The organism is Lentzea sp. HUAS12, from assembly GCF_024125735.1.
Classification (GTDB): domain Bacteria; phylum Actinomycetota; class Actinomycetes; order Mycobacteriales; family Pseudonocardiaceae; genus Lentzea; species Lentzea albida.
Genome location: NZ_CP099738.1, coordinates 6,960,655 through 6,985,860, shown reverse-complemented (window position 1 = coordinate 6,985,860; position 25,206 = coordinate 6,960,655). Strand labels below are relative to the sequence as shown.

Genomic DNA, 25,206 nt, shown 5'->3' with positions numbered 1-25,206 from the left:
GTTTGGACCGTGGCTGAACCCACGTTCCGGCAAAAGCGCCTCGGCGAGGCGCTGAAACTCCTGCGCGAGCGCGCCGGCCTCAGCCAGCGCGAAGCGGCCGACCGGATCGATTACAACGTTCCGAAGCTCAGCCGCATCGAGAACGGCCAGGTGCCGGACATCCACGCGTTGCGCGCGATGCTCGACGTGTACGGCGTCATCGGCGACGAGGAAACGCCGTACGTCGAGATGTGGGAACTGGCCAAGGAAAAGGGGTGGTGGAAGCAGTACCGCCTCGAAGACCAGGGTTACATCAGCCTGGAGCACGACGCGTCAGCGATCAGGGAGTTCCAGTCGAGCTACCTGCCGGGCATGGTGCAGTCCAAGGGATACATGCGCGCGGTCTTCGCCGGTGCCAGGACGCAGCGGTCGAGGAAGTGGGTCGACAGCCAGATCGCGGTGCGCGTGCGCAGGCAGGAGCGGTTGACCGGGGACAACCCGGTCCGCTACCACGCGATCATCGCCGAATCCGCTCTCCGGCACGCTGACCGAGATCAACTGCTGCACATCGCGAACCTCAGCCTGCTACCGAACGTCACCATTCAGGTCGTATTGGACACGGCTGGACTGCACGACGGCCACAACGGACCCTTTACTCTGCTGGACTTCCCGTTCGACGGAGGCCCGCGAGTTCTCTACGTCGAGCACGCCGGAGGCTCGATGCACATCGAGGACCAGAGCCGCGTGAAGGCCACTATCCTTACCTTCAAGCACCTCTCGAAGCTGGCGTTGACCCCGGAAGAGTCCGCCGCGTGGATCGAGAGGTTGGCTGCCGAGAGGTAGGGATCCAGGTGTCTGCTGTGTGGCGTAAGAGCAGCCGCAGCAACAACGGCGGAAACGGCAACTGCGTCGAGATTGCGCTGAACGGCTCAGCCGCGCGGGTGCGCGACTCGAAGAGCCGGGCGAGTTCCGAAGTCACCGCGCCCGAATGGGCATCGTTCATCAGCGCCGTGAAGCGCGGCGACTTCGAAAAGAACTGACGGGCCTGCCCTAGGCGATGGCTCCCGGCGGGAGCTTCAGCTTGAACGGCAGCGTCGTCACGACGGCGAGGTCCGAGGCCGTCGCCTTCATCAGCGTCGGGGCGTTGCGCGCGCCGGGTTCAGGCAGGTCGAGCAGCCTGTCCACGGCCTCGATCAACGGGCCCTCGTAGATCCACACGGCCTGGGCCGGCCGGGCCGAGTCGCGGACCGCGGGCAAACGCCCTGCGCGCGCCTCCGTCTCGGACCAGAACAGGATCGAGTCGATGAAGCCTCTGCGCTGCTTGAACGCCATGATTCGGTCGAGCTGCCCGGCGTCGTCCCTCAGGTGGAGGAACTGAAAGCCGCTTTCGCGCAACTCGATGACCTTGTTCAGTGCGTGGTCCATGGCGCACCTACCCGGTGTGAGGTCCCCCTTCGGGTGACCGATCAGTCATACGACCCGAAAGGATCGTACGTTAAGTCAACGTGCCGCCGTAAGACGTACTCCGAATGAGTATCTCAATTGGGGGACGTCTGTGGCGCAGGGTAATCGGTTGTCTTCTTGGTCGAGGAAACGGCCAGGAGGACCGTCACGGTTCGCACCAAGAACGCCAAACCGCCGACTGTGACTAATGTCACGGTGATCAGCATCGTCGCCTCCGAGTGGGTCCTACACCCGTAGTAGACGTCTAGCACTCGTGGCGGGTTGCAAGTGGGACCGACACCGGAGTGTCGGTCCCGGAGCGACGTCAGCTCCTCAGCTTGAGCTCGTACTCGCCGACCTCGACGAGGTACAGGTAGCTCACCCAGGTCTCGCCCGCGCGCTGGTCGGTCGCCGCCTCCAGCACGGTGCAGCCGAGCTGGTCGAACAGGCCCCGCACGAGGTCGGTGTGGATGCCGTGCATCTGCATGCTCTTGTTCGACGCGGGCTGCGGGACGGCGGGTTCAGCGGCTTCCACGGCCTCCGAGGCGGTCGCCTCCTCGACAGGGGCAGGAGCAGCAGCCGCCGAGCCGGTCACGGTCACCGGGACGCGCACGGTCGCGTTGCCGAGCTGTTCCCACCAGGCCACGTGCTCCTGGACGAGGTCGAGCTCCAGCTCGTAGTCACCGGGCTCCGCCGGGATCGACACCCGCAGGGACACCGTCGCGGACTCACCCGGCTGCAGTGCCGGCACGGTGACCCGGCCGTCGTCGCGGCGGACGAGTTCACCGTCGCGGTGCCAGTGGTTCGCGGCGTTGAGCAGCTGGCCGTACGGCCACGCGCCGTCGCTCGTGTTGCGCACCGAGAGCTCGACGTACTGCGACTCACCGGCACCGGCCGTCGCCGGTGCGTTGAGGACGGTGATCTCGGCGCGGCAGAACTCCTCCGCGATGGGCGTCGGCATCGGCAGGTGGCTCGGCAGCTGGAACACCAGGTGCCCGCCCGGCCGGACGATCCGGATCATCTCGAGCAGGTAGCGCAGCGACAGGCGCGGCGGGATGTGCTGCAACGTGATGAGGCTCAGCACGAAGTCGACGGAGTCGTCCTCGAACGGCAGGGTGCTGGCGTCGTTGTGGATGAACCGGACGCGGTCGCCGTGGGGGTTGTTCGCACGGGCCTCCTCGAGCATCGACGCGGCCACGTCGACACCGGAGACCTCCTTGCACCGCTCGGCGAGCGCGATCGAGAGCCTGCCGACGCCACAACCGAAGTCGACGGCGACGTCACCGATCGACCTGCCGTGCCGGGCGAGGAAGTCCGCCACGGACTGGACCTCGTGCCGGCCGCTCTCGAAGAAGCTCGCCCGTGCGTCGCCCCCCGCGTGCTCGCGCTCGGTCAGCACGGCCCAGTACGGGTCGGTCGAACCCAGGTGCTCCCACGTCTCGCGAACCTCGCCGAGTTCAGCGCTCACCGGGAATCCTCCGAGTTTCGTCGCTCGAGCTTGTTCTCGAGCTTCCTGATCTGACGGGCCATGTCGTCGAGACGCTTGTCGTGCGACGACACCGAGCGCGCGACGGACTCGAACGCCTGCTGGGCGCTGCCGACCAGCTCGCCCATGATCTTGCGCTGGTGCACGTCGAAGTGGTCCACCGCGCGCAGCACCGCCCGGCGCAACGCGGGAGCGAGCGGCAGCCGCGACGGGCTGCTGGTGTCCGCGCGCCACTTCAGCGCCTCGCGGGCCCTGGTGAACGGGTCCTGCGGGTCGGGGGAGTCCTGCTGTTCGCCGTAGATGGCCTGCCACCTCGCATGTGCGGCGCGGAGTTCGGTGCGCATCCAGGACGCCGCGGCATCCATGGAACGGGTGCGCAGGATGTGTTGGCGTGCCGCGTCACCGCGGCGACGGGCCTCGGCGGGGTCGTCCGCCACCTCGCGCATGGCCTTCGCCGCGGCGTCGAGGTCGGGGTCCGCCCAGAGCGCGTCGGCGGGGTAGGGGTACCAGCCCTCGCCGACCTCGACCATCTTGTACGGGATGGCCCACCCGACCGACGGGTCGAAGAACTCCGTGGTGCTCGAGTAGTCGGTCGAGATGACCGGCATGCCGCGGACCATCGCCTCGGCGACGGTGAGACCGAAACCCTCGCTGCGGTGCAGAGAGACGTAGCAGTCGCTGTCGCGGTAGAGCGCGTTCAGCTCGTCGACGCTGAGGTAGCGCTCCATCAGTTCGATGCGCGGGTCGGCGGCGACCAGCAGGCGCAGGCGTTCGGCCGCGTTGGTGTGCAGCTGGCCGTTCGTCGCCTTGATGACCAGCCGCACGTCCTGCCGATCCGACGGGAACGCGCGGCTGAACGCCTCGACCACGCCCCACGGGTTCTTGCGGCCGCCGGTGCTGTTGAAGTCGAACGCGAAGAAGAACTGGGTCGGCTTGCCGGGAGCGCGCTCCGTCCGTTGCGGCGCACCCGGATCGAGCACCGGCACCGGGATCACCTTCACGGGCACCGAGCCGTGCTGCTGGAACGCCTCGCGGCAGAACTCGCTGACCGTCCAGATCTCGTCCACGAACTCGTAGCCCGCCTGCTGCCACGGCGGCACTTCCTCGAGCTCCCAGGCCCACAGACCGATCCGGTACCGGCGGTGTCCCACCTCGGGGAAGCTCGCCAGCAGCACCTCCGTCTGGTCGGAGTTCACCGCCATCACGCTGACCGGGAACTTCGGCCTGCCTGCCGAGTCCGGCTGTTCGAGGTCCGTGCGGCAGGCCAGCGAGTGCTCCTCGACGACCGAGACGACGGGGACCTCCGCGGCCTCGACGGCCTTCAGCACGATCCGGCCCATCTCGCCCAGGCCGAGCTCCGCCGTCAGGTAGCCGGCGATGTTGACGCCGAACTCGTCGAGCGGGTCCTGCGCGGCCCTCGGCTCCCGCGGCAGCGCCCAGGTCGGGACGACCCCTTCCTCGACGCCGTACGTGCGGCACCACTCGCGGAACCCCGGGGCGTCCGCGGCACACGGCCACGGGAACGCCTTCTGCAGGTCCGGGCGCATCGCCCAGGCGAGCATGGTCATCCGGTTCAGGCCGGCGGCCTCCTCCGGCGGGGCGCCGGGACTCCGAAGCCACTCGATGAACTCGCCGTCACCACCGGAGCCGAACGGGTGCGGCGGGATCTCGGTGATCGCCCGCTTGAACAGCATCTGCTTCGCCTCGGGCCGTTCGGCCTCGATCCAGGCGTGCCGGAACATCCGGCGCATCTGGATGGACACTCTCGTGCCGTCCGCGAGCCAGTCGTACCGGTAGGTGCTCTTCTCCTGGGGCTTGCGCCAACCGGCCGCCAGGAGCTCCTCGCCATAGGCGAGGCACAGTTCCCGCAGCTCCGGGTGGTCGGAGAGCAGGATGCGCGGCCGGTGGTGGCAGTGCTGGCTCAGCAACCAGGGCTGGTCCGGCCGGTATCCGGCGAAGTGGAAGAAGCGCAGGCGTTCCCCGCCCGCGTAAAGCGTGCCGTCCGGGCCACGGGTGACCGACCGCTCGTGCGCGTTCCAGTAGCCGATGTTGAAACCGGGGTCGCGCAGGATCGTGTGCCGGAAGAGAGTCGGGATCTGGTCGGCCCACCGCTGGTCGACGAAGAGCTGCGCGCCGGGGTCGATGATCGCGTCCTGGCGCAGGCGCTCCGCCCAGAACTCGAGGAACTTCTTCGAGCCCTGGCCCACCGCGATGAAGCCGAGGTCGAACATCCCCATCGCCATCATGCCGAGGTCGCTGGGTTCGTAGCCGTCGCGCGGCATCGGCTCGAGGAGCCGCGCGGTGAGCACGATGTCGTGCTGCACGGCGAGGTCGACCACCTCGGGGTACGGCGCGAAGACCCGGATGTCCGGGTGCAGGAAGATCGCGGCGGGGGCGCCCTGGCTGAGCAGCTTGCGCAGCACCAGCGGCTTGACCGCGCCCGCGAGCTCGCCCGAGTCGTACGCGGTCGCCATGCGCTGGAAGGTCGTCTCGTCGAGGTCGAGCCAGCCCGGTCCGACCTCGGTCCACTGCTCCCGCGCCACGACACCGTCGGGACCGTCGAGCACCAGGATCACGAACTCGTGACCGGGGTGGTGCTCGCGGTAGGAGGCCGCGAGCACCTTCGCGGCGGGAAGTCCCGATCGCGTCGCGACGGTGCACGCGACCGGGAGTTTCGGCTCAGCCATTCGCTTCGAGGATCCTGAGCTGTTCGGCGACGATCCGGGAGAAGACGTCGCTGGCCTTCTGCAGGGTTTCCGTGCTCACGACCTGGATGCGCACGATGGTGTTCTTGCTCGAGTAGTGCGCACGGATGAGCGCCGGCTTGTCACCGGACTTCTCGGCCTGGCTCGCCTGCACGCCGACCGGGGCGGAGGGCATGTCCGTCAGGCCGTAGACGATCTCCTGCTGGGCGAGCTCGTCCCGGCCGGTGTCCGCCTGCGCCTTCGACGCGGCCTCGGTCGTGAAGATCAGCACGTGCACGCCGTTGTTCGACGCGGCCGACAGGCGCGACTTGCCGGCGCCCGCGGTGTTGTAGTGCTTGATCTCGTCAGGCGCGAGGAAGTTGCTCTTCTCGGCGTCGGCGAACGTCTGGATGTTCTTGTGGTCCTCGACGGCGCCCGGCAGGTCCATGATGGACAGCGAGTCCTTGGGCTTCGTCGTGGTGGTGGCCGTCTGCGACGTCGACTGCGCCGTCGTGTCCGTGGTGCCGCCACCCGAGTCGCGTCCGGCGAACCACCAGATGCCGCCGCCGATCAACGCCAGCACCAGCACCACGCCGATGATCGCGAAGATCTTGCCCTTGCCCTTGCCACCGGTCTCGTCGAACACCTCGGGACCGTGGCTCCAGCTCGCCGGCTGCTGGTTGAACTGGTCGTAGTCACCGCTGACCCACGGCGGCGGCGCCGCCTGCTGCTGCTGAGGACCGCCCTGGCCCCACGGTCCCTGCGGCGCGATCGGCGCGACGAACTGGGTGCGTTCGGCATCGGCCTGCGGGCGCTGCTGGGTGTTCACCACCTGGGTGGCGTCGGGGTTCGGGTTCTGCTGCGGCTGCTGGTTGGGCACGACCTGGGTGGCGTCCGAGGACTGCGAGGTGGGAGGTTTCGCCTCCCACTTGAAAGGACGGGCGAACGCGGCCTGCTGAGGTTGCTGCTGTGCCTGACCGCCGCCGGCAGAACCGGCGAGCACCTCGTCTCGACGCCGACGGTAGTCGTCAGCGGAGATCCGACCAGAGGCGAGTTCGTCGTCGAGCTTCTTCAGCTCGTCTTGCCAGGTCACCCCTGGCACCCCCTTCCGCGAGTACATGGACCCGAACAGTGTGCCTGGGTCCGTCGGCGGGAACCCGCGGACCTCTCGAAGTCGTGACCTGGTTGTGGCGCGCCCCACCCGCGTCCGGGCTCACGAAGGGCTCGGTGAGCGGGAGTTCGCTGACCGGCGGCCACTTCGCCGACGTGCCCACCACCACGGGTACGTTTATCACAAGCGGCACTTGGGTGTTGCGAGTAGCCCGTACGGTTACTGGGCCATGGCGGAACGGGTGCCTTCCGCCCGGCGGACGTGCGGAGGGGTCGGTTCGTGGGGGAGTCAGCGACGCAGCCGGTCGTGAGGGGCGGGGTCACCCTTCTGCTGGCCCGGACGCTCGAACGACTGGTCAGGTCCGAGGTCGTGCAGGCCTTCCACGTCGGTCTGGTCGTCTCGCTGCTCTTCAACTTCCCCCTCGTGCTGCACCCGAAGACGCTGGTCACGGGTGATCTGGGCGATCCGCTGCTGCAGACGTGGCAGCTCGCGTGGCTGCACCGGTACCTCGCCGAGGGCGGCGACCTGTGGACCTCGAACCAGTTCTACCCCGCCGTCGACTCGCTGGCGTTCAGCGACTCGTTGCTCGGCTACCTGCCGCTGAGCCTCTTCGGCGACGGTCCCGAGGCGGCGATCCTCCGGTACAACGTGGCGTTCGTGCTCGCCTTCGCCTTCGCGTTCGCCGGGGGCTACCTGCTGGTCAGGCAGTTGGGCAGCAACTGGCAGGGCGCCGCGCTCGCCGGTGCCGTGCTGGCCTGGTCGCCGTGGCGGCTGACGCACGTGCACCACCTCAACCTCTTGTCGATCGGCGGTGTCGCGCTCGCGCTCTGCGCGCTGGCCCGCGGTCACGGCTTCACGCTGCGCGGCAGGCGGGAGCCCGCACCGCGGTGGATCTTCGCCGGCTGGGTGATCGCCACGTGGCAGGTCACGCTCGGGTTCGCCCTCGGCATCACGTTCGTCTACGTGATGGCGGCGGTCGGTGTCGCGATCGCGGTGTTCGTCTGGCGGCAGCGACCGGGAATCCGCACGGTCATCGCGAACGCGTGGGGCGTCATCGTGTTCCTCGTGGTCACCCTGCTGATGGTGGCGCCGTACTTCCGCGTGCTCGACCGGTACGGCTTCACGCGGACCTGGCACGAGATCGAGCTGTTCTCACCGCCCGCGAGCGGTCTGCTGACCACGACGCGGGACAGCTGGCTGTGGCAGGCCACCGACTTCGCCGACAGCAGTGCCATCCCGCACGACGGCATCCTCGAGAAGCTGCTGTTCCCGGGCCTCGTCGTCCTGGTGCTCGGCGTGGCGGGGCTGTTCCTCAGCGCCTGGCGGTTCACCACGCGGATGGTGCTGGCGGCGCTGGTCGTCGTCCCCGCGGTGCTGGCCCTCGGCGCGTCGTTCCTCGGCGGCGCCATCTACCGGGTGCTGTGGGAGGTCGTGCCCGGCTGGGACGCCATGCGGGCGCCCGGCAGGCTGATCCTCTGGGCGATCCTGCCCCTGACGGTGCTGGCTGCGGGTGCGGTGACGGAGTTCGGCCGGCAGCTCGTCATCCGCACGCAACTGCGGGCGCGCACCATCGTCCTGCTCCTGCTGGTCCCCGCGGTCGCCGCGCTGCTGGAGGGCGTGCCGAGGTGGGCCCACGTGCCGGTTCCCGCTGTGCCGGCCGGCGTGCAGCGGGTGTTCACGCAGGCGCAGGAGCCGATGCTCATGCTGCCGATGGACACCTACGACGAGTTCACGTACCTGCTGTGGTCGACCGAGGGCTTCCCGAAGATGGCGAACGGCAACTCCGGCAACTTCCCGCCGGAGTACCGCGAGATCGTCGCGGCGACCGCGAACTTCCCGGACCAGCGCAGCCTCCAGGCGCTCAAGCGCCACGGCATCTACAAGGTCGTCGTGGTGAAGTCGCGGCCTGGGGGCGCCGACATCGCGGCGCGGCCGGTCGGCGGGCTGCCGCTCAGCCGCGTCGAGACGGACGACGTCGTGGAGTTCACGATCACCGGCTGACCTGCTTTCCGAGGAGGGGTGTGCCCGTGAGCGCGGGGGTCGAGTTCGTCGCCGACGTGGTGCGGACCGGCACGGTCCTGGGGCTCGACGCGAACCTCGGCCCGGACGTCGCGGCCGAGGTCATGGGCGGACCGGGCGGGGAGAACCGCGGCTCGCGCACGTGCTGGCGGTCGTACGGGCTGGTCGAGGTCGGCTGGTACCTCAGGGAACGCGGGCTCGGCTGGAAGGGCGAGCACCTCGCCGTGCAGGTGCATCGGCTGCGGCACGGTGACGACCGGCTGGACGACGCCGTGGCCGCGCGGTACGGCCGGTTCGGCGGGCCGGTGATGTTCGACGAGGTGCGGGCCGAGTTGGCGGCGCGCGGGGCCGGGCTCGTGCCGGTCGGTGGGCCGGAGACCGGGTACCGGCAGTACTGGCAGCCCGAGGCCCAGGTGACGCTCTACGTGGGGGTGGGGCCGGAGTTCCCGGACGGCGTTGTGGAGAAGGTCTTCACGGCGTTCGGGCAGGACTTCACCATCTCGTTCGACGGTGACCCGAAGGCCGTGTGGCAGCAGGTGAAAGCGGTTGCCGGCATGTCCGCGGAGCAGCGGGTTCGTTGGGCCACGGCGAAAGCGCCGGAGGACTTCCGGTCGTGGTGGCGGTACTGCGCAAGGCTTGCTGCCGCGCGGACGTCGTCGCACGGCGAGTTGCGCGGCCGGGACCGGTTCGTGGAGCTGGTCTTCTGGATGTGGGACCACGGGCTGCGCGAAGGCGTGTACGCGGCCAAGGAAATCGCTTACCTGCGTGCGGAGTTCGTTGCACGGCTGGAGGAGCTGCATCCGGAGCTCGCGCTGCCGAGCCACGACGAGGTCGTCGGCGCGTGTCTCGACCATGTCGGCGAGGCGATGACACGGGACGACAAGAACCTCGTCGACGCCGCGCGGTTGTTGCGGCACGGGCTCACGGACACCAGCAGGTTCGACGCGGTCTACGAGCGGCGCAGGACCGCCTGACTCAGCAGAAGATCAGGCCGCACGGCCTCGTGGTCGTCGTGGTGGTCGGCCTCGGCCGAGTGGTCGTCGTCGTGACCGGCGGCGGCGCCTTGGTGGTCGTCGTCGTTGTCACGACCGCGGTCGTGGTGGAGGTCGTTTTCGTCGTAGTCGTTGTCTTGGAAGAAGAAGACGGCTGCGACGACGAGCTGGACGCCACTGTCTGTGACGGAAGCTCGGATTCCGTGGGGAGCAACGACGGGGTGTTGATGAGCGAGACCCTGGCCGGTTCCCTGCTGCCGGACTCGGCCGGATCGCCCGCGCCGAACGACCCGGCATACGTCCCCAGCACGCCAAACGCCGCGATGGCAACGCCGACGACAGCTCCTGTTGCGAGCCGTGCAGGTCCACTCATCGCCGCGAACACTCGGATTGAGTATCTCGTTCACTCGATTGGGTCAAGCAAACCGGTCTTTTTCTACTCGTTCACACCTTTGTCACGGTGACGCCCACTACGCCCTGTGACAGGGGTGCGATCGTCTTGAACGCCTTGGGGGTCAGGTCGACGCAACGGCCGGAGATGAACGGGCCGCGGTCGTTGATCCGCACGGTCACGGTCTTGCCGTTGGAGCGGTTCTTCACCTCGACCTTGGTGCCGAACGGGAGCGTCTTGTGCGCGGCCGTCAGCTTGTTCGGGTCGAAGCGCTCACCGCTGGCCGTCGTGCCGCCGCCGGAGTAGTAGGAAGCCTTGCAGGTCTCGGCAGAAGCCACCGGGGAGAAGAACACGGCGGTGGTGACGAGGGACGCGAGCGTGAGGCCGGCGGCCGCGAGGGTCTTGGTCATGCTGCAAGCAAGTCACCCCTCGGCAAAGGCGCGCCTAAAGCCCGCCTAACCGGGAAACTGCTCGGCCGCGGAGACCAGCAGCTGCCAGTCGCCGTCCGGCAGGGTCCGCAGCCGGTCCAGCAGAGCGGTCATCCTGGTCAGCAACTCTGGGTGATCGGCCCAGAACGAGTGATCTACTCTGAGTAGCGCGGCGAGCAGGTCGCCGGGGTAGAGCGCGACCGACCGCAGGGGGTCGCCCTCGACGTGTTCCAGGGCCAGCAGCGCGGTCACGTCGAGCCCCACCTGGTGCGTCACGAGCAGGTGCAGCGACGTCGGCGTCAGCTGTCCCACCGGCAGGTCGCGCAACGCGCACAGGTCCCGGTAGAGCTGGGTCGAGGACGAGTCGGGCGTGCGCCAGTCGTCCTCGCTGAGGTGCGCCAGCGTTCTGTCGCGGTCCACGCACACATGGTCCCCGCAAACCGGCTCACTAGTGGGCCGACGGAGGCAACGGTTCGGCATTGGGCGACTGCCAGCCCACGCGGACGAGCACCTCGCCCTCGTGCAGCAGCGCTTCCGACGCGAGGCCCCACACGGTCGACGCCAGCACCACCGCGCTCACCGCCTCGCCCGCGCTCAGCCAGTCGCGTCCCAGCACCCGCAGCAGGGCTCCGTTGCGCCGTGCCGCCAGTTCCAGCTCGCAGTTCTCGGCACGGGCCGCGTGCAGCAGCCACGTCAGCGCCGAGTCCGGCACCTCGTCGGGCAGGTAGGGCCGCGGGTCGGCCCTGCGCAACGAGATCGCGGCCGCCGAGGCCACCTCGCAGTGGAACGCGTCGAGCTCCCAGCGCGGGTGCACGGACGCGACCTGGCCGTCCGGCTGCGGGGTGCGCAGCACGTGGCAGTCCCAGCCCATGGCGGACAACGCGACCCGCACGTGGTGAAGCACCGCACCACACGCGAGAAGGCCCGTCTGGTCCGTGCGTGTCGTCAGGAGTTCGAGGCACTCGTTGCCGTTGCGCCACCGACACGGCGGAACGATGCCGAACGACGGTGCTCGCGCGGCGAGTTTCAGGACTTCTTCCACGGTTCCCGCGTCGGGGGTGCGCACGCTGGTCCTCATCAGGCCAGCCTGTTCCCGTCCGGCTGCGCGGGGCCTGCGTCACGACTGCGCGGCCGCGACCACAGATGCCACCGTCATCGCCGCACCGCGCGAGAAATGCTCCTCGTACTCCTCCGGGCTCAACGCCTGACGGCACAAGGTCACGCATTGGTCGTGCGACGCCGCGAAGTTCGTGGACCCGAACAGCGGCAGGCCGACCGACTGCCACACCCGGTCCGCACCGCCCAGCAGCAGCGCGGCGTGCGACGCGGACCCGGTGATCACCGAGATCAGCGCCAGCAGCTCGACGGACACCGCGATGCCCAGCAGGTCGTGGAACTGCTCCTTGATGCGCAGCGACGTCGTGGCGAGCTCGCGGGCCTCGGCGACGTCACCGCGTCCCATCGCCACGAAAGCCAGGACGTACAACGCGAACGCGCGCGCCCACAGCTCGCCGTTCTCCTCACACACGACGCGTGCCTTGGTGCAGATCTCCGCCGCACGGTCGAGTTCGCCGGCGAACGCCGCGGTGATCGCCAACGCCACCCGTGCCATGACCACGTTGCTGTCCAGGTGCCCGAGTTCGGCGTGCCGGCGGTCGGCCTCGGCCAGCAGCCGCGCGCCCAGCGGCAGGTCGTCGTCGAACACGGCCGCGGCGCCCTGCACGTAGGTCGCGTAGACGTCGGCGTCCTCGTCGCCGAGCACCGCGGCCTCGGTGCGGCACGCCTCCAGCAACGCCGGCACGGCGCTGGTGTTGCCCTGCAACGTCGCCAGGTAGCCGGTGACCCACAACGCCTTGCAGCGCGCCCGTGACGGCTCGGTCTCCAGCGACAGCGCCCAGTTCAGCCAGTGGCGTCCCTCGGCGAACCGCCCACAGCCGACCCAGTAGAACCACAGCGTCGAGGCGAGCCGCAGTCCCGACTCGGCCTCGCCCGGCGTCGTCAGCGAGTGCTCCAGCGCCGCCCGCAGGTTGCCGCGCTCGGCCGCCATCGCACCCACGGTCGCCGCCTGCCGCGACGTGAACCAGGCCCGTTCCCCTTGCAGGGCAACGCCCGTGTACCAGTCGCGATGGCGCGCCTTCAACCGTTGCTCGTCATCGCTCGCACGCAACCGCGTCTGCCCGAACTGGCGCATGGTCTCCAGCAACCGATAGCGCGCCACGCCCGCGTGTTCTTCGCGTTGCAGCACGGACTTGTCGACCAGCCCGTCGACCGCGTCGAACATGTAGTCCGCGGTCAGCGCGTCGTCCGAGCACACCGCCTCGGCCGCGGCGAGGTCGAAACCGCCCGCGAAGACCGACGCCCGCGCCCACAGCAGCTGTTCGCGCGGCGAGCAGAGGTCGAAGCTCCACTCCATCGTCGCGAGCAGCGTCTGGTGCTGCGGCAACGCGGTGCGCCCGCCGCCGGTCAGCACCCGGAACCGGTCGTCCAGCCGCTCCAGCAGCTGCGCCGGGGTCAGCGCGCGCACCCGCAGGGCCGCCATCTCGATGGCCAGCGGGATCCCGTCGAGGCGGCGGCACAGGTCCGCGACTGCCTGCTCGTTCGCCGCCGTGATGACGAACGAGCCGGGAATCGCCGCGTCAGCGCGTTGGGCGAACAGCGTCGCCGCCGGATACGGCACGGACAACGGCGACACGGACAGGACCTGCTCTCCGTAGACGCGGAGCGCGCGCCGGGACGTGGCGATGACACGGAGGTCCGGCGCCACCCGCAGCAGCGTGTCCACCAGGACCGCGCAGTGGTCCACGACGTGCTCGCAGTTGTCGAGCACCAGCAGCGCGTCCTCGCCCGCCAGGAACTCCGTGAGCACGCTCAGCTGCCCGCGCCCGGTCTGGTCGACCACGCCCAGCGCCTCGGCGACGGCGTGCGGGACGAGGGCCTTGTCCCGCAACGCCGCCAGCTCCACGAGCCACACGCCGTCCGGCGGGTGCTCGCCGCGCGCCACGTGCAGCGCGAGCCGCGTCTTGCCCACACCGCCGACTCCGATGAGCGTGACCAGCCGGTGCCTCCGGATCAGGTCGGCGACGTGCTCGGTCTCCGGGCGGTCCACGAAGCTCGACCGGTCGGCGGGCAGGTTGCCGCGCACCGGCGCCGGGACGCGTTCCGGCAGGTCGAGGCGGGGGTCGGCGGTCAGCACCGCCTGTTCGAGGTCCTTGAGCCGAGGGCCGGGCTCGATGCCCAGCTCGCCGACCAGGACGCCACGGGCCCGCTGGAACGCGGCCAGCGCCTCGGCCTGCCGGCCGCAGCGGTAGAGCGCGATCATCAGCTGCTCCCACAGCCGTTCGCGGAACGGGTGCTGCTCGACCAGGGAGTTGACCAGCGGCGCCACCGCGGCGTGCTCGCCCAGCGCGAGCGAGGCCTCCATCAGGTCCTCCGTCGCGTCCATCCGCAGGTCGGTCAGCCGCGCGGACTCCTGCCGGGTCCAGTCGCCCGGACGGCAGTCCGCGAGGGGGTCGCCCGTCCACAACGCGAGGGCCTCGCGCAGCATCTTCGCCGACTCCAACGGTTCGTCGCTGTGCCGTGCTGCTGCGACGAGCGCCTCGAACCGTGCGACGTCAACGGTGTCCGCAGGGGCGTTCAGAACGTAACCCGGCTCGCGGGTCGTGATCAGCTCACCGAGTCCGGCGTCGCGGATCTGCCCGCGCAATCGCGCGAGCAGGCTGTGCAGGGTCTTCGTGGCGGTCGCCGGCACCTCGTCCGACCAGAGCGCGTCCACGAGCGCACTCCTCGGCACCGTCTCTCCCGGCTTCAGGGCCAGCCGTGCGACCAAGGTTCTCTGTCCCGCACTGCTGAGCTGAACTGCTCCGTTCGGACCGGTGAGTTCGAGCGGTCCGAGCAGCCGGATGATCACGTTTTTGGTCCTGTCGTCAGCCCCCGACAAAGGCCGGAACCGCGCCAAGATATCGCAATGGAATTCGACCCGAGAATCAACGCCCAGCGAGTCACCGCATATGCCGAGCTGCGTGCCGTGCTGGCTGATCCGGTGACGTTCTCCTCCCGGAACATGGCTGGTCCGCAGGTCGCGACGGTCGCCGCGCTGTTACCGCCGGAGCAGCGACGATTACTCGAATTGATGTCCTCGCTGAACGCGGCGGACGGCACGAGACATGCCCGAATTCGTGCGGTGGCGAATCAGAAATTCCCTCCAACGGCCGTGCGCCGAATGGCTGAACCCATCAGGGAACGCGCACGTCTTCTGCTCGACGAACTACCTGAGGAGGCCGACTTCGTCAGCGGTTTCGCCGCGCCGCTCGCCCTGGGAGTCGTCGGCGACCTGCTCGGCGTGCCGGAAGCGGACTTCCCGCTGTTCCGCGAGTTCACGGCGCCGGTGCTCGAACTGACCAGCGGCGAGGAGGTCAGCGAGCGCGTGCTCGGCTCGTACTTCGCCGCGATGAACGAGTTCTGCGCCTACTTCGGCCGCTCGCAGGCGTTCCGCGGCGGACAGCTCTCGGAGCAGGAACGGCTGTCGCTGTGCCTCGCGATCGTCGTGGCCGGCACCGACTCGACGACGAACATGCTGTCCAGCACGGTGCTCAGGCTGGACCCCCGCGAACGCAGGCTGGGCGGGGTGGTCGAGGAGGTCGTACGGCTCGACTCACCGTTCGTCGGCTTCTTCCGCACCGCCACCCGTCCGGTGATCATGGGCGGGGTGGAGATCGCCGCGGGCGAGCACCTGTTCCTCGACTACGCGGCGGGCAACCGCGACCCGAAGGTGTTCACCGAGGACTTCGACCCGGGCAGGCCCTCCGTGCCGGGCCACCTCGGCTTCGGCCACGGCCCGCACTACTGCCTCGGCGCCCAGCTGGCGCGCCTGGAGGGCACGATCGTGGCCGAGGAGCTGCTCGACCGCTCGTCGGAGCCGGTCGAGCAGCCCGTGCGCCACCGCAGGCACCTGATCAGTCACGGGCCCGCGGAGCTGCGGTTCAGACCAGGGCAGCGTCGAGGGTGATGTTCTCGACGGCCGCGAGCGCCTTGGAGACCGGGCAGTTCGCCTTGGCGCCCTCGGCGGCCGCGACGAAGTCCTCCTGCGACAGGCCCGGCACGTTGGCGCGGACCGTGATGTGGATGCCGGTGATCCCGACGCCCGCCTGGAAGCTCACCTCGGCCTTGGTGTCGATCGAGGTGGGAGGCGTGCCCGCGCCGGTCAGGCCGTGCGAGAGCGCCATCGAGTAGCAGGACGAGTGCGCCGCGGCGATGAGCTCCTCGGGGCTGGTCTTGCCACCGGCCTCCTCGGCGCGCGCCTTCCAGTCGATGTCGAAGCTGCCGGCGTTGGAGGTGGCGAGGCTGACGTTCCCCTTGCCCTCGACGAGGGAGCCTTCCCAGTGAGCGTTTGCCGTCTGCTTGATGGCCATGATCTCGAGGTCCTTAGGTCGAAGCGAGCTGTCCCGACCACCTTGTCACGGGTGGGCCCGGAGATCACCCCGAGAACCACGTGCCGGGACTGCGAGAGTCTCTCGTGTGAACGTCGTGCTGCCCCCGCGTGTCGCCGCCGGAGATCGGCGAGCACGCTCTCAACCGGCACGGGTACATGGCGGGCCGCGACGCCGACCGGCTGGCCGACGACGACACCACCCAACGGCTCCGCGCACTGCTGAGCGTTGACAGCCAGGGCTTGCTCGACGGCAGAGCGGGTCAGCCGAGCCTCCACGGCCAGATCATGTGTGCGGGCCTTGCGCGCAGTTGGCCAGGTACCTCGACCGCCGGCTGACACAATTCGATCCATCGGGTTCGTCGCGCGGCGTCGTGCCCGTCTGGTTCCGGTGTTCGCCGACAGCACGGACTGCGACTCGACGTGGAGCCCGGACGACCGGAGAGGTGCTGGGCGGTGTGGACGTAGGCCACGGGGAGCAACCGCTGTCGCTCGCCCTTGGACCAATCGCCGAGTTGGACGCCGACGCGGGCACGCTCACCGTCGGCCCGGCAGTGAGGTGATCCGGGGGGCTTGGGGGGTCGTCCCCCCAAAATCATGGCGAAACGAAAAGGCCCATGCTCTCCATGAGCATGGGCCTTTTCGAGTGGAGCGGATGACGAGACTCGAACTCGCGACCCTCACCTTGGCAAGGTGATGCGCTACCAACTGCGCTACATCCGCACTGCCTTACGGGAGAGAACTATACAACAGGCTCAAACGGCGTCTTGCGAGGGGGGTGCCAAACCGGCCAGCAGTTGATCTACCTCGGACAACTGCTCCTTCGGCCACCGCCACTCCCACAGCGCCCGCACCTTGGGCAGCACGTCGACCGGCAGCCACGCGGCCACCTCCTCGCGGAGGTCCCAGTCGTCGAAGACGTGCTCGTAGAAGCTGATCAGCGCGGCGTTCTCCAGGAACTGCTCCGGCTGGTGGAAGCACCAGTGCGCGAAGCCGTACGCGCGGCGCAGCACGTCGTCGTCCTGCTCGCGGTGCGCTTCCTGCGCCAGCTGGGACAGTTCGGAGAAGAAGACGTGGCAGGACCACTCCTCGGTCTCGGCGACAGCCCGAAGTTCCGGCACGAGGGCCGAAGCGCGTTCCCGCCAGTCCACCACGTGCGTGACGATAGTCGCTCGATCTTGTCCGGCCGACCGTCCGACGCCCACCTGTGACCGTCCTGTCACCGATCACGTTGCGCTGATCAGCCCACTACTAACGGATGGTCTTGTATATCGACCTGTTCTCATCGATGAGCAGTTCTGGCCCCTTGTGGCATGTTGAGGGCTGTGATGGTCGACGAGAACGAGGTCGACCGGGACCTGCTCGCCAGGGTGCGCGAGGGAGACGACTCGGCCTACGGCGAACTGTTCTCCCGGCATGCGGACGCGATCCGCCGCTTTTCCCTCAGGCACGTCCGCGAGGCGGCCGAAGCCGACGACCTCACCGCCGAGGCGTTCTTCCGCATGCTCCAGGCCATCCGGCGCGGCAGCGGGCCCACGGACCACGTCCGCACGTACCTGCTCACCGTCGCCCGCCGCGTCGCGTGGGAGTGGAGCGGACGGCGCCGGGACGTGCCGGTGGAGGACGAGGAGCTGGGCCGTCGGGTCGAGCCGGTGAGCGACAACGCGAACCGCCGGGTCGAGCACAACCTCATCACCAGGGCTTTCTCGAGTCTGCCGGAACGCTGGCGGGTCGTGCTGTGGCGCGTCGAGGTGGAGGGTGAACGCCCCGCCACCGTGGCACCGCACTTCGGGCTTTCGCCGAACGCCATGTCGGCGTTGGCCCGCCGTGCGCGCGAGGGATTGCGTGCGGCGTATCTCCAGGCTCATCTCGCGGCTGACGACGGGCGTTCGTCGTGCGCGGCGATCCGGTCGAAGCTCGGCACCTACACCGCGGGTGGGGTCCAGGGCGTCGAGGAACGCCGGATCGGTGCCCATCTCGACACCTGTTCGTCCTGCTCGCAGCTCCACACCGAGCTGAACGAGGTCTGCGCGACGCTGCGCGCCAACGCCGGGTTCCTGGTCGTGCCGGCCACGCTCGGGCTCGCGTTCGCCGGGAAGGTGTTCTTCACCAAGGCCAAGCTGGCGTTCGCCGCGGCGAGCGTGGCGACCGTCGGCCTGTTCGGGACTATGGCCGCGGTGTTCAACGGTGGCGCGGGCGTCGCCGTGGTGCAGCCGGACCAGAACCCGGTGATCGCCATGGAGACGTCGGGTTCGTCGAGTTCCTCCCGCAGCCAGGAGCTCGTGGTGGCCCAGCCGCCCGCTCCCGAACAGCAGCGGCAGGTGAAGCCGCAGGAGAACGTGGTCAACCCCGGCGCGCCGCGGCACCAGGAGACCGTGCGCAGGACCGAGTCGTCCGTGCCTCCGACCAGCAACAGGCTGGAGAAACCCCCTCCGGCCGAGCGCGCCGAGGACGTCACCACGTCGAAGGGCCAGTCCGACGACGTGAGCACGGCGCAGACCACGTCGCGTGACATCAGTTCGTTCGACGTGCAGTCGACTTCTGCCTCACCGTCCGCCTCCACGCCGTGCTCGTCGCCGCAGACCACGGCCACGACGATCACGCTCTACCCGAAACCGGCGTTCGAGGACTGACGGTGACGATCATGCTCGGCCGAGTTCACCCACAAGGCTCGGCCTGAGCCAGGTACGGTTTGTCCAAGACCGACCGAGCGTGGGAGACGGGTACATGACGCGGCTGGTGCGCGGTGCTGACGGGCGGATGTGGACGGTTCACAGCCGTGTCGAGTGGCGCAACCCGGTGGCCTCCGACGACTTCGAACACGACGTCAGCGGTGGTGTGCTGCCCGGGGTGATGATGGCGGGCATGCTCGTCGTGATGGTGGTCGTGCTGATCGCCTGGACGCCCGAGCAGGTCGTCGTGCCGGCGTGGCTGATCCTCGCGCTGATCTTCCTGTTCGCGTTCTTCCCGGTCCGCTGGGCGCTGCGCCGTCCGCACACGCTGGTCGCGGAGAGCAAGGCCACCGCAGACGAGCTGCCGCCCGAAAGGTGGATCGGCTCGGTGCGCGGTCCGCTCGCGGTGCGCCAGGAGGCGTCGCGGGTCGCCCGGACGATCGAGATGCACTCGCTGCCGGACGTCGAAGGCCCGTTGCAACCCGTCGACTGATGCGACACTGGACCGGTGCCCGAGCTACCCGAGGTAGAAGCGCTGGTCCACCACCTGCGTGAGAACGCGGTGGGCCGCACGGTGCACCGCGTCGACGTCGCGTCGCTGCAGGTGCTGAAGACGTTCGACCCGCCGTGGACCGCTCTGCACGGCCAGGAGGTCGTGGCCGCGCACCGGCACGGCAAGCACCTCGACCTGGAGGTCGCCGACGGCCTTCACCTGGTCGTCCACCTCGCCCGCGCCGGCTGGCTGCGCTGGGCCGACACCATGTCCGCACCGCCGCCCAAGCAGGGGCGCGGACCGCTCGCGTTGCGCGTGCACCTCGGCCCGCCCGGTCAGGGGCCGGGCTTCGACCTGACGGAAGCGGGCACCAAGAAGGGCCTCGCGGCGTGGATCGTGCGCGACCCCAGGTCCATCGCGAGCATCGCGCGGCTGGGTCCCGACGCGCTGGGGATCACCCGCACGCAGCTGGAGGACCTGTTCGCCAAGCGCACCGAACGGCTGAAGACGTCGCTCACGGACCAGAGCCTGATCGCGGGCATCGGCAACGCCTACTCCGACGAGATCATGCACATGGCCCGGCTCTCGCCGTACGCCACGACGGGCAAGCTCGACGAAGAGCAGCTGGACCACCTGCACGAGGCGATGCTGACCACGCTGACCGATGCGGTCGCACGGTCCGTTGGTCAGGACGCGGCCCGGCTGAAGGGCGAGAAGCGGTCGGGGCTGCGGGTGCACGCGCGCACCGGGCTGCCGTGTCCCGTCTGCGGCGACACGGTCCGCGAGGTGTCGTTCGCGGACAAGGCCTTCCAGTACTGCCCGACGTGCCAGACCGGGGGCAAGCCGCTGGCCGACCGCCGGTTGTCCCGTCTCCTCAAATAACCGCCGCTTAACCGGGGTGGACGAGCCTCGGCGACATGACTCGTCTGGGCAAAGCCATCGCAGTCCTGTCCATCGCCGCCGCGGCCTCCGTGATCGCGCCGATGAACGCCAACGCCGCCGAGTACGGGTGCACGGGTTCGCTGATCGACACCTACGCGGTGAAGTCCAGCGTGGGCAACCACCTGAGCACGATCCGGCTCTACTACAACTCCAGCACGGGCTACAACTGCGCGTCGAACGTGAAGACGGCGTACTACTCGCAGTTCAAGCACGAGGCCAGCATCACCATGTACAACCAGGACTTCCGCGAGGACGACAACAACCGTCCCGGCTACAACAACGACTTCGACTCCGGCAAGTTCCAGTACTACGCCGGCCCGGTCAAGGTCTACGCCAAGGGCAAGTGCGTGACGATCCGCGCGACGACGTACTACTACGACGAGGTGGGCACCAGGGCCGCCGTCGGAGTTCACTGCGGCTGAACGACCAGCACCTCCAGGGTGCGGGGGCCGTGGACGCCCTCCACCCGGTTGAGCTCGATGTCGCTCGTCGCCGACGGGCCGCTGATGAACGTCAGCGGCCTCGTTGGTTCCAGCCGCCGCAACGCCTCCGGCACTGACGCCGCGATCTGGTCCGTGCGGACCACGCACAGGTGGTAGTCCGGCAGCAGGGTGAGCGCGCGGCGTCCCTGCGCCTCGCCGCCGTCCAGGACGATCGTGCCGGTGTCCGCGATCGCGACCGCGCAGCCGGTCAGCACGCCGTCCGACCCGTCGAGCTCCTCGATGGTGAGCGGTTCGTGCAGCCACGTGACGCCGTCGACCAGCCACTCCGCGGGGACGTCCGCGGGCACGACGATCCTCTTGCCCCGCAAGCGTTCGAGCGCTGCCGGCACGTCGGTGACGACGTGGACGACCGCGCGGTAGTCGGCGACCCGTTCGGCGAACAGCTCGACGCCGCCGGTGCCCGTCTGGTGGTAGCCGCGGACAATGGGCTCCGCCGCGGGCACTCGGGCGTCGCGGATGCGGTTGAGGATCTCTTCTCGTGCACTAGCCACGGTTCTTCCTCCACCAGGCGCGGAACGACTCGGACGGCGGGGCGGGCACGTCGCGGGAGGACGTCCACTTCGAACCCGGCCACGGCAGCGACGTGATCCTGCCGTCGCGGGCCAGGAAACGGGCCAGGGAACCGGCTTTCTGCGCCTTCTCGTAGCGCGAGGCCTCCCTGAACACCCACGCGGCGGCCGCCATCGCGACGGACTCCGCCGTGCGCCCCTTGGCTTCCACGGCCTCGGCGCGCAGGTGCGTGAGGACGGACGGGATGTCGATCCGCACCGGGCAGACCTCGAAGCAGGCGCCGCACAGCGAGGAGGCGTAGGGGAGTGAGGCCGCCTGCGGGTCGTGCATGTCGCCGACCAGTTGCGGCGTCAGGATCGCGCCGATCGGGCCGGGGTAGACCGAGCCGTACGACTGGCCGCCGGTGCGCTCGTAGACCGGGCACACGTTGAGGCACGCGCTGCACCGGATGCACCGGAGTGCTTGGCGCCCAACGGAATCCTCCAGCGTGGCGGTGCGGCCGTTGTCGATCAGCACGAGGTGGAACCGCTGCGGGCCGTCGCCTTCGGTGACGCCCGTCCACACGCTCGTGTACGGGTTCATCCGCTCCGCCGTGGACGAGCGGGGCAGCAGCTGCAGGAAGACCTCGAGGTCCTGCCACGCCGGCACGAGCTTCTCGATGCCCATGACGGTGATCAGCGTGTCCGGCAGCGTCAGGCACATCCGGCCGTTGCCCTCGGACTCCAGCACCACGATCGACCCGGTGTCGGCGACGGCGAAGTTCGCGCCGGAGATCGCCACCTTGGTCGTGAGGAACTTCTCGCGCAGGTACACGCGTGCCGCCTCGGCGAGGTCCGCGGGTTCGTCGGAGACCTCGACCCCCATGCGGCGCTGGAAGATCTCGCGGATCTCCGAGCGGTTGCGGTGGATCGCGGGCACCAGGATGTGCGACGGCCTGTCGTCGCCGAGCTGCACGATCAGCTCGGCGAGGTCGGTCTCGATCGCGTGCACGCCACCGGCTTCGAGCGCCTCGTTCAGCCCGATCTCGGCCGTGGCCATGGACTTGACCTTGACGACCTCGTTCGCGCCCTCCTCCCGGCAGAGGTCGAGCACGATCTGGTTCGCCTCCTCGGCGTCCCGCGCCCAGTGGACGACGCCGCCGCGCGCCGTGACCGACTCCTCGAGCTGGACGAGGAGTGTGTCGAGGCGCGCCAGGACGTCGTTCTTGATCTGCTCGCCGGCGACCCTGAGCTGTTCCCAGTCGGTCATCTCGCCGACCGCGGCCGCCCTGCGCGTCCGGATGGTTCCGGTGGCCTTGCGCAGGTTCTGCCGCAGCTGCGTGTCGGCCAACGCCGTGTGCGCGGCCTTGGGGAACGTCGGGCTGCCCAGCCACGTCACCGGGTTGCGAGCCACGGGTCCTCCTCCGTCGAAGCCAGGATCTCCGCCAGGTGCACCGGCCGCACGCCCGCGCGCAGCCGCGAGAGCCCGCCGCCGATGTGCATGAGGCAGGAGTTGTCGCCCGCGCTGAGCACCTCGGCACCGGTCGAGAGCACGCTGGTCATCTTGTCCGCGAGCATCGCCGTGGACGTCTCGGCGTTCTTCACCGCGAACGTGCCGCCGAAGCCGCAGCAGTGCGTCGAGTCGGGCAGTTCCACCAGATCGAGTGCCTTCACGGCCCTGAGCAGCGCCAGCGGCTTGTCGCCGACGCCGAGCATGCGCAACGAGTGGCAGGTGGGGTGGTAGGTGACCCGGTGGGGGAACCACGCGCCGACGTCCGTCACGCCCAGCACGTCCACGAGGAACTCGGCGAGCTCGAACGTGCGCGGCGGCGACTCCCCGAGCGTCGGGTGGATCTCCCGCACCATGCCGGCACATGACCCGGATGGAGCAACGACGTGGTCGTAGTCGCGGAAGACGTCGGTGTACTTGCGCGCCAACGGCTTCGCGTGCTCCCGGTAGCCGGTGTTGAAGTGCATCTGGCCGCAGCACGTCTGGCCGAGCGGGAAGTCGACCGAACAGCCGAGCCGCTCCAGCAGTCGCACCACGGCACGGGCCGTCTCGGGGAAGAACGTGTCCGTCAGGCAGGTCGCGAACAGTGCCACTCTCACCCGCACACCCTCTCCCTGAATTCATCGGATGTCTACCCGGATCGGTGGACCGTACGGGGGTACGCCGGGCGCGCCTCTTGCTATAGGGGTGCCCCACAGCACAGCATGTGCACCGTGGGCGACCTGTTGACCGAGCGCGCCGTGCTCGGTGTCATCGCGACCCTGGCCGTTCTTGGCCTCTTCGTGATGCTGTGCCGCGCTCGACGAGTCAGCACCTCCGTCGAGGATGCTGTGATGGACATGCTCGACCGCATGTCCAGGGCGTCGAGCGACCTCCGCGCGGGCTTGACGGAGGAGGCCGCGAACAAGGCCACACCTCACCTGCGCGAGATGCTCAGGTGCGTCGCGGTCGCCATCACCGACGAAGAGGGCACCGTCCTGTCGTGGGACGGCGGCGCGAACGACCACTACGAGTACCTCCGCGACACCGTGGCCAGGGCCATCAACAACTGCCACAAGGAACACGTCGACCACCGCAAGCTCGGCTGCGAACTGCAGGGCCCGTGCTCCCTGCACAGCGTCGTCGTGGTGCCCCTCGTCGTCGAGGGCGACGTGGCCGGCACGCTGATCGTGGTCTCCGGCGTCGCCTCGAAGCGCCAGATCCGCATGGCCGAGGAGACCGCCCGCTTCGTGTCGACCCAGCTGGAGCTGGAGGTCGTCCAGAAGCAACGGCAGGCGCTCGCCCAGGCCGAGGTGAAGGCGCTGCGGGCCCAGATCTCACCGCACTTCGTCTACAACGCGCTGAACACGATCTCGTCCCTGATCCGCACGGACCCCTCGCACGCCCGAGAGCTGCTGCAGGAGTTCGCGGAGTTCACGCGCTACTCGTTCCGCACCGACGGCCTCTTCACGACGCTGTCCGACGAGCTCACCAACATCGACCGCTACCTCACGATCGAACAGGCCAGGTACGGCTCGCGCCTCACCGTGCGCCTGCGGATCGCCCCCGAGGTCCTCCAGGTCGTCCTGCCGTTCCTCGTCCTGCAGCCGCTGGTCGAGAACGCGGTCCGCCACGGCCTGGCCAAGAAGCCGGGCGGCGGCATGCTCACCATCACCGCCGAGGACAACGGCAGCGAGGCGCTGATCAGCGTCGAGGACGACGGCGTGGGCATGGACCCGGACCGTCTCGACGACATCAAGGACGCGCACCAGACCGGCGCGCACGTCGGCATCGGCAACATCAACGACCGCATGCGCACCGTGTTCGGCGCGGAGTACGCGCTGGTGGTGGAGACGGCGCCCAACGCGGGCACCAAGGTGATCCTGAAGGTGCCGAAGTTCGCGCGGAACGTGCTGCCGAACCTGAACATCGGGTCGCAGATGGACGAGCCGATGACGAACGAGCAGCCGGCGATCCGCGCCTGATCAGCGGCGTCGGCCGGCCGGAAATGGCGAGCATCGGTGAGGTGGTCGCCGCGCTGAGGCATTCAGTCGCGGACTTGTCCTTCACCGCCCTGGCAGAGGCGCTCGAATAGGCCGAGGACGCGAAGGCGTTGGTCGAACAGGCTGCCGAAGGTAGCGATCAGCCGAGTTCGCGCAGGTCATCGCGTCGTTCGAGCAAGCCGTCCACGGTATCGGTGAGCTTCAGCGGCAGCTCACCGACATCCAGCGGTCGGTCACGCAGACGGCGAACCAGCTGGAGGGGAACCAAGTATCGAGGCCACCTTCCGAGGACGTCGCGAAGCCACAAGCACCTGAGGAAAGACCACCGGGTACTGGCAGGACCACGACGGGAGGGTGCGGGGGCCAGTCGTGAGCGGTCGGGGTCAGCTTCGTGATCAGGCGGTTGATGGGCTTCGACGACTCGGTCTCGTATCCGGACGGGGGACCCTGACAGTCGCTGACCACGTCGAGGTGCAGATTGCTGTTCAAGTCGAGATCAGCGGAATGGGGAACACGACATTGGCCGTGAACAACCGTCCTTGCGATGTCGGTCCGTTCTCGTGCGACCGCGTGGTGCCGAGAGTGCTTCGACCTGGCCAACGCCTTACGGTGTACTGGCCGGGTGGAGTGAAGACGTACGTCGGCAAGGAGCGTTGAC

The 25,206-nt window shown here is 69.1% G+C and carries 26 protein-coding genes, 1 tRNA gene and 1 pseudogene; 13 read left to right on the top strand and 15 right to left on the bottom strand.

Annotated features, from left to right (window positions below; genetic code table 11):
• Window positions 1-9 precede the first annotated feature (9 nt).
• The gene (locus ND450_RS32255; protein WP_089907538.1) at window positions 10-822 is read left to right on the top strand and encodes a helix-turn-helix transcriptional regulator; all 813 of its coding nucleotides are present in this window, start codon (window positions 10-12) and stop codon (window positions 820-822) included.
• A 17-nt stretch (window positions 823-839) separates the two neighbouring features.
• Window positions 840-1,019 (top strand): DUF397 domain-containing protein, encoded by a 180-nt coding sequence (locus ND450_RS32250; RefSeq protein ID WP_253322149.1) that lies wholly within the window; start codon window positions 840-842, stop codon window positions 1,017-1,019.
• A 10-nt stretch (window positions 1,020-1,029) separates the two neighbouring features.
• Here the strand turns inward: ND450_RS32250 and ND450_RS32245 are convergent, their stop codons facing one another.
• From ND450_RS32245 to ND450_RS32230, 4 genes are all read right to left on the bottom strand, one after another.
• A complete protein-coding gene (locus ND450_RS32245; RefSeq protein WP_089907541.1) occupies window positions 1,030-1,404 on the bottom strand; it encodes a hypothetical protein in 375 nt (124 codons plus the stop codon).
• A gap of 343 nt (window positions 1,405-1,747) precedes the next feature.
• Window positions 1,748-2,890 carry a methyltransferase domain-containing protein gene (locus ND450_RS32240; protein ID WP_253322148.1) on the bottom strand — a complete coding sequence of 381 codons (1,143 nt, stop codon included), beginning with the start codon at window positions 2,888-2,890 and terminating at the stop codon, window positions 1,748-1,750.
• Window positions 2,887-5,595, bottom strand: coding sequence for a glycosyltransferase family 4 protein (locus ND450_RS32235; protein WP_253322147.1), 2,709 nt, complete (start codon window positions 5,593-5,595; stop codon window positions 2,887-2,889). Before ND450_RS32235 ends, ND450_RS32240 begins: the two co-directional genes overlap by 4 nt.
• The gene (locus tag ND450_RS32230; protein ID WP_253322146.1) at window positions 5,588-6,685 is read right to left on the bottom strand and encodes a hypothetical protein; all 1,098 of its coding nucleotides are present in this window, start codon (window positions 6,683-6,685) and stop codon (window positions 5,588-5,590) included. The genes ND450_RS32235 and ND450_RS32230 overlap by 8 nt, the downstream gene beginning before the upstream one ends.
• Window positions 6,686-6,982: 297 nt before the next feature.
• Between ND450_RS32230 and ND450_RS32225 the strand changes: the two genes are divergently transcribed.
• From ND450_RS32225 to ND450_RS32215, 3 genes are read left to right on the top strand one after another with little or no spacing between them, the layout of a single operon-like run.
• Window positions 6,983-8,704 (top strand): hypothetical protein, encoded by a 1,722-nt coding sequence (locus ND450_RS32225; RefSeq protein ID WP_253322145.1) that lies wholly within the window; start codon window positions 6,983-6,985, stop codon window positions 8,702-8,704.
• A 26-nt stretch (window positions 8,705-8,730) separates the two neighbouring features.
• Window positions 8,731-9,696, top strand: a complete 966-nt coding sequence (locus tag ND450_RS32220; protein ID WP_253322144.1) for a hypothetical protein — start codon at window positions 8,731-8,733, stop codon at window positions 9,694-9,696.
• A 29-nt stretch (window positions 9,697-9,725) separates the two neighbouring features.
• Window positions 9,726-10,178 (top strand): hypothetical protein, encoded by a 453-nt coding sequence (locus ND450_RS32215; protein ID WP_253322143.1) that lies wholly within the window; start codon window positions 9,726-9,728, stop codon window positions 10,176-10,178.
• On the opposite strand, the gene ND450_RS32210 is transcribed toward ND450_RS32215, so the two are convergent.
• The 4 genes from ND450_RS32210 to ND450_RS32195 are packed head-to-tail and all read right to left on the bottom strand — an operon-like array spanning window position 10,159 to window position 14,440.
• Window positions 10,159-10,515, bottom strand: coding sequence for a septal ring lytic transglycosylase RlpA family protein (locus tag ND450_RS32210; RefSeq protein WP_253322142.1), 357 nt, complete (start codon window positions 10,513-10,515; stop codon window positions 10,159-10,161). The two genes, ND450_RS32215 and ND450_RS32210, sit on opposite strands and share 20 nt — an antisense overlap.
• A 45-nt stretch (window positions 10,516-10,560) precedes the next feature.
• Entirely contained in the window at window positions 10,561-10,953 is a 393-nt protein-coding gene (locus tag ND450_RS32205; protein WP_253322141.1) for a contact-dependent growth inhibition system immunity protein, read from the bottom strand.
• Between the two features lie 28 nt (window positions 10,954-10,981).
• Window positions 10,982-11,611 (bottom strand): hypothetical protein, encoded by a 630-nt coding sequence (locus tag ND450_RS32200; protein WP_253322140.1) that lies wholly within the window; start codon window positions 11,609-11,611, stop codon window positions 10,982-10,984.
• A 39-nt stretch (window positions 11,612-11,650) separates the two neighbouring features.
• Entirely contained in the window at window positions 11,651-14,440 is a 2,790-nt protein-coding gene (locus ND450_RS32195; protein ID WP_256557327.1) for a BTAD domain-containing putative transcriptional regulator, read from the bottom strand.
• A 312-nt stretch (window positions 14,441-14,752) separates the two neighbouring features.
• Here ND450_RS32195 and ND450_RS32190 point away from each other — a divergent pair, with 312 nt between their 5' ends.
• Window positions 14,753-15,538 (top strand): cytochrome P450, encoded by a 786-nt coding sequence (locus tag ND450_RS32190; protein ID WP_253322138.1) that lies wholly within the window; start codon window positions 14,753-14,755, stop codon window positions 15,536-15,538.
• Here ND450_RS32190 and ND450_RS32185 read toward each other — a convergent pair.
• Entirely contained in the window at window positions 15,513-15,941 is a 429-nt protein-coding gene (locus ND450_RS32185; RefSeq protein ID WP_089907574.1) for an OsmC family protein, read from the bottom strand. The genes ND450_RS32190 and ND450_RS32185 overlap by 26 nt on opposite strands.
• A gap of 128 nt (window positions 15,942-16,069) precedes the next feature.
• Here ND450_RS32185 and ND450_RS32180 point away from each other — a divergent pair, with 128 nt between their 5' ends.
• Complete coding sequence (locus ND450_RS32180) at window positions 16,070-16,297, top strand: hypothetical protein (RefSeq protein WP_253322137.1); 228 nt, start codon at window positions 16,070-16,072, stop codon at window positions 16,295-16,297.
• Between the two features lie 308 nt (window positions 16,298-16,605).
• On the opposite strand, the gene ND450_RS32175 is transcribed toward ND450_RS32180, so the two are convergent.
• Both ND450_RS32175 and ND450_RS32170 read right to left on the bottom strand, forming a co-directional pair.
• Window positions 16,606-16,681, bottom strand: a tRNA-Gly gene (locus ND450_RS32175).
• A 32-nt stretch (window positions 16,682-16,713) separates the two neighbouring features.
• The gene (locus ND450_RS32170; protein WP_089907576.1) at window positions 16,714-17,112 is read right to left on the bottom strand and encodes a hypothetical protein; all 399 of its coding nucleotides are present in this window, start codon (window positions 17,110-17,112) and stop codon (window positions 16,714-16,716) included.
• A gap of 159 nt (window positions 17,113-17,271) precedes the next feature.
• On the opposite strand from ND450_RS32170, the gene ND450_RS32165 reads away from it, so the two are divergent.
• The 4 genes from ND450_RS32165 to ND450_RS32150 all read left to right on the top strand — a co-directional run bounded on the left by ND450_RS32165 (window position 17,272) and on the right by ND450_RS32150 (window position 20,487).
• Window positions 17,272-18,591, top strand: coding sequence for a sigma-70 family RNA polymerase sigma factor (locus tag ND450_RS32165; RefSeq protein WP_253322136.1), 1,320 nt, complete (start codon window positions 17,272-17,274; stop codon window positions 18,589-18,591).
• A gap of 94 nt (window positions 18,592-18,685) precedes the next feature.
• A complete protein-coding gene (locus ND450_RS32160) occupies window positions 18,686-19,123 on the top strand; it encodes a DUF983 domain-containing protein (RefSeq protein ID WP_089907581.1) in 438 nt (145 codons plus the stop codon).
• 15 nt (window positions 19,124-19,138) lie between these two features.
• Complete coding sequence (locus tag ND450_RS32155; protein ID WP_089907583.1) at window positions 19,139-20,005, top strand: Fpg/Nei family DNA glycosylase; 867 nt, start codon at window positions 19,139-19,141, stop codon at window positions 20,003-20,005.
• A gap of 35 nt (window positions 20,006-20,040) precedes the next feature.
• Window positions 20,041-20,487 carry a hypothetical protein gene (locus ND450_RS32150; RefSeq protein ID WP_253322135.1) on the top strand — a complete coding sequence of 149 codons (447 nt, stop codon included), beginning with the start codon at window positions 20,041-20,043 and terminating at the stop codon, window positions 20,485-20,487.
• On the opposite strand, the gene ND450_RS32145 is transcribed toward ND450_RS32150, so the two are convergent.
• Genes ND450_RS32145 through ND450_RS32135 form a run of 3 tightly spaced genes read right to left on the bottom strand, consistent with a single transcriptional unit; the run spans window position 20,475 to window position 23,159 of the window.
• Window positions 20,475-21,059 carry an LUD domain-containing protein gene (locus ND450_RS32145; protein WP_253322134.1) on the bottom strand — a complete coding sequence of 195 codons (585 nt, stop codon included), beginning with the start codon at window positions 21,057-21,059 and terminating at the stop codon, window positions 20,475-20,477. The genes ND450_RS32150 and ND450_RS32145 overlap by 13 nt on opposite strands.
• Window positions 21,052-22,470 (bottom strand): LutB/LldF family L-lactate oxidation iron-sulfur protein, encoded by a 1,419-nt coding sequence (locus tag ND450_RS32140; protein WP_253322133.1) that lies wholly within the window; start codon window positions 22,468-22,470, stop codon window positions 21,052-21,054. The genes ND450_RS32145 and ND450_RS32140 overlap by 8 nt, the downstream gene beginning before the upstream one ends.
• Window positions 22,452-23,159 carry a (Fe-S)-binding protein gene (locus ND450_RS32135; protein ID WP_089907595.1) on the bottom strand — a complete coding sequence of 236 codons (708 nt, stop codon included), beginning with the start codon at window positions 23,157-23,159 and terminating at the stop codon, window positions 22,452-22,454. Before ND450_RS32135 ends, ND450_RS32140 begins: the two co-directional genes overlap by 19 nt.
• A gap of 111 nt (window positions 23,160-23,270) precedes the next feature.
• Between ND450_RS32135 and ND450_RS32130 the strand changes: the two genes are divergently transcribed.
• The gene (locus ND450_RS32130) at window positions 23,271-24,530 is read left to right on the top strand and encodes a sensor histidine kinase (protein ID WP_089907598.1); all 1,260 of its coding nucleotides are present in this window, start codon (window positions 23,271-23,273) and stop codon (window positions 24,528-24,530) included.
• 157 nt (window positions 24,531-24,687) lie between these two features.
• On the opposite strand, the gene ND450_RS45775 is transcribed toward ND450_RS32130, so the two are convergent.
• Window positions 24,688-24,816 (bottom strand): hypothetical protein, encoded by a 129-nt coding sequence (locus ND450_RS45775; protein WP_256557326.1) that lies wholly within the window; start codon window positions 24,814-24,816, stop codon window positions 24,688-24,690.
• Between the two features lie 62 nt (window positions 24,817-24,878).
• Between ND450_RS45775 and ND450_RS46110 the strand changes: the two are divergent.
• Window positions 24,879-25,205, top strand: a pseudogene (locus ND450_RS46110) (DddA-like double-stranded DNA deaminase toxin); the annotation flags it as partial.
• Between the last annotated feature and the right edge of the window lies 1 nt (window position 25,206).

Bases quoted from the DNA above. Each gene is read 5' to 3' on its own strand.
- ND450_RS32245 (WP_089907541.1), bottom strand. From the start codon at position 1,404: ATGGACCACGCACTGAACAAGGTCATCGAGTTGCGCGAAAGCGGCTTT.
- ND450_RS32235 (WP_253322147.1), bottom strand. From the start codon at position 5,595: ATGGCTGAGCCGAAACTCCCGGTCGCGTGCACCGTCGCGACGCGATCG.
- ND450_RS32210 (WP_253322142.1), bottom strand. From the start codon at position 10,515: ATGACCAAGACCCTCGCGGCCGCCGGCCTCACGCTCGCGTCCCTCGTC.
- ND450_RS32200 (WP_253322140.1), bottom strand. From the start codon at position 11,611: ATGAGGACCAGCGTGCGCACCCCCGACGCGGGAACCGTGGAAGAAGTC.
- ND450_RS32190 (WP_253322138.1), top strand. From the start codon at position 14,753: ATGGCTGAACCCATCAGGGAACGCGCACGTCTTCTGCTCGACGAACTA.
- ND450_RS32185 (WP_089907574.1), bottom strand. From the start codon at position 15,941: ATGGCCATCAAGCAGACGGCAAACGCTCACTGGGAAGGCTCCCTCGTC.
- ND450_RS32165 (WP_253322136.1), top strand. From the start codon at position 17,272: ATGTTGAGGGCTGTGATGGTCGACGAGAACGAGGTCGACCGGGACCTG.
- ND450_RS32160 (WP_089907581.1), top strand. From the start codon at position 18,686: ATGACGCGGCTGGTGCGCGGTGCTGACGGGCGGATGTGGACGGTTCAC.
- ND450_RS32150 (WP_253322135.1), top strand. From the start codon at position 20,041: ATGACTCGTCTGGGCAAAGCCATCGCAGTCCTGTCCATCGCCGCCGCG.
- ND450_RS32130 (WP_089907598.1), top strand. From the start codon at position 23,271: ATGTGCACCGTGGGCGACCTGTTGACCGAGCGCGCCGTGCTCGGTGTC.